Source organism: Myxococcus sp. AB025B (genome assembly GCF_006518215.1).
Classification (GTDB): Bacteria; Myxococcota; Myxococcia; order Myxococcales; family Myxococcaceae; genus Myxococcus; species Myxococcus fulvus.
In genome coordinates this window covers 1-1,144 of sequence record NZ_SRLW01000647.1, presented here as the reverse complement: position 1 = coordinate 1,144, position 1,144 = coordinate 1, and the positions used below count along the sequence as shown (strand labels likewise).

The 1,144-nt window shown below is 53.7% G+C and carries 1 protein-coding gene; it reads right to left on the bottom strand.

The features are described from left to right. Window positions 1–226: 226 nt before the first annotated feature. Window positions 227–934, bottom strand: a complete 708-nt coding sequence (locus FL311_RS43295) for a hypothetical protein (RefSeq protein ID WP_141333524.1) — start codon at window positions 932–934, stop codon at window positions 227–229. Window positions 935–1,144 lie beyond the last annotated feature (210 nt).

The window sequence follows — 1,144 nt, the reverse complement described above, 5'->3', positions numbered from 1 at the left end:
CACAGCCGGTCGAACGCACCCTCATCCGCAGAGGGCAAGTACCCGAATGGACCTCTTCCCACGCGACCTCCTCCTTGAACGCGGTCGCGGCAGTATGATCCTTCTCCCCCTTAACTGATCGGCATTGGGTCTAACACCTGTCCGATTCGACATAATCAACTCAACCCGAAGAAGCACCATGGCCTGCATAAAAAGCTTCACACATCGAACCAGATACTCAGTATAACTAAGCTGCCGCTCTTCGCCCGTCCCCCCCCTTTCCTGACCGGTATCGAATCACCTGGGCAGCCCGATCAAACACAAAGCCCCCATGGTGCGAAGCATTTCGAATCTGATTATCAGCCTCGACACACAGCGCCGAAAGCGGTCCATTCCCCTGAAATGGATTAAATCGAGAAGACTTATCTAGCCTCAGATACTCATCCGCCGTCATTCTCTCGAAACGATCAAAGGCACGCCCAGCAATTACATTATTCAAAAACGCCAAAATATCGACCTGACTAGCAAACACCTCAAAGGCATTTCCATAAAACATACGAGTCGCATCGAAATTCGTGGAAGCAACTCGATACCCCTCTCCGAGACCAACACCACCAGTAACAATAAACTGAACCTGGGCAAATTCATCGTAGGCCGAAAAATACGACTTCATCAGCTCGAAATAACGCATACCCCTCGGAACACTCATGACCGAATTGTAGTGAGCCAGCAACTGTTCGGCCTGCACCGACTCCAATGCTTTTCGCAGCACATCAACTGCGCCCCTGAATGGCTCTTCGTACACAGGCCCAGTGACAAACATCGCCAGGCGCCAAACCCAATCTTGAATATTGCCCAACGGATCCTCGCGATACATTTTGTCCGATGCCTCACGCAGCCGTTTCTCCGCCAATGCCATTTGTCCATTGCGAAAGAGCGACCAGGTCGTCTTCAACTGCTTCCATTCCGCTGCAAAGTCTGGCCGAGTCGGTCGAATCTCCGAAAAATCTTGAGCAGAAATTTTCGGAAGCCCCAATGGGGTGTGGCGCCCATCCTGATCAGGCGGCGCGCCGCACCTCCGCACGCTGCGGCGCGAGCGTGAGGTTCATGGCGGCGTCCCAGCGGTCCGAGAGCACCAGGGAACGGAGGTCGAGGACGTGTTGGC